Source organism: Sphaerotilus natans, from assembly GCF_900156335.1.
GTDB lineage: Bacteria > Pseudomonadota > Gammaproteobacteria > Burkholderiales > Burkholderiaceae_C > Sphaerotilus > Sphaerotilus natans.
The window spans coordinates 1-1,352 of the sequence record NZ_FTMZ01000053.1; the positions used below are offsets into that span (position 1 = coordinate 1).

A 1,352-nucleotide genomic window follows, 5' to 3' on the forward strand; every position below is an offset into this window, starting at 1 on the left:
TGCGGATACACCCCCTGCTCGCGGCACCACGCCGACTTCGCCGTCTCGTCCAGCGATGCCGTTGCAATCACCGCCTGCAGTCGCGCTGCAGCCGTCCACACCCGGCGCGGCTCTCCGCCGCTCGCCGATTCCAGCGCGTCGGCCAGCCACCGCTCCAGCGTTGAAGTGCTCACGCCCACTTCTGCGGATACCCGCTCCACCGGGGCACTCTCCGGTGGCAGCAGCCTCGCCACCACCCGGTCCTTGTATTCCTTGCCGTATCGAGCCACGTCTTCTCCTCGTCTTCGCCCCCTCTTCGGGTTCTATCGACGCGGCAACTATTCTGACGTGGGGGGATACTGACCAAATACTGACCGTTCGTTGATATTGATCTTGTCGGCGATCTGAATGATCGCTAGGGTTTTTACTAATTATTGATCGGAATCAATGGTTTTCATTTGGCGGTAACTCTGTATTTGCTGACATCTGTCTTACTGAAATTGGTATTTTTTGGTACCGGCTTGTCTGTGGTATCTGACCTACTTCTGACAAGCCGTGCCCGCGTCGAGGCAGTCGCGGAGTTGCCACGCTGGCGTGGTGGTGCGGCTCTGTCGGACCGTGCTTTTTGCACACATCATGGGGTATGCACTCGCCGCCTTGAGGCAGCCCCGGATCTTTGGGCTGTCCACGGACATCTTGCTCCGCTAAAAGAGACTGTTTTTCCATTTCAGGGCGATGCTCGCGCGCCAGCATGGGCGCCTGCATCGCCTGCGGGGTGACCGAGGACGGGAAATTCTCGGTTGGTGACAGGATCGATAACAGGGTTAACCCTCATGAGCGGATTCAAGGTCTCGAGTTTGGTGGGTGTCGTCACGGTGATTTCCGGCAAGGAATCAGCCGACACCCTGACGGGTGGTGATGGTGCCGATGAAGTTTTTGGCTACGGCAGTGCCGACTCCCTCTCCGGCGGTGGCGGGGACGACACGCTTTGGGGGGGCTGGGGCAATGACACCCTGCTGGGCGGCGCTGGTGCCGATCTGCTGGTCGGCGAGCTGGGCGATGATCTGCTCGACGGTGGCCAGGACGGCGACACCTACCGGGTGACGGGCAACACCACGACCGGCTTCCACGGCTACGACACCTACAAGGACACCGGCACCGAGGGCACCGACCGCATCGTGGCGGTGGGCACCGGCAACGTCGACATCGGCGTGCGGGGCTTCTCGGCCACAGGCATCGAGGAGATCGACGCGCGGGGTGCGACCGGCACGGTGCGCGTGCTCGACACCGGCGACGCCAACCTGATCGACCTGCGTGGCGTGACGGTGCTGGGCACGAACCTGGTGATCGACGCCGGCAGCGGCAACGACACC

Annotated in this window: 2 protein-coding genes; one reads left to right on the top strand and one right to left on the bottom strand. The window is 62.2% G+C overall.

All coding sequences use genetic code 11. The annotated features are described in order from the left end of the window. Positions 1–269, bottom strand: a 269-nt coding sequence (locus tag BW996_RS20885) for a transposase (protein WP_510645193.1), incomplete at its 3' end; no start/stop codon positions are given. 543 nt (positions 270–812) lie between these two features. Between BW996_RS20885 and BW996_RS20890 the strand changes: the two genes are divergently transcribed. Continuing rightward, positions 813–1,352: calcium-binding protein (locus BW996_RS20890; RefSeq protein WP_076459094.1), on the top strand; the 540-nt coding region annotated here is incomplete at its 3' end.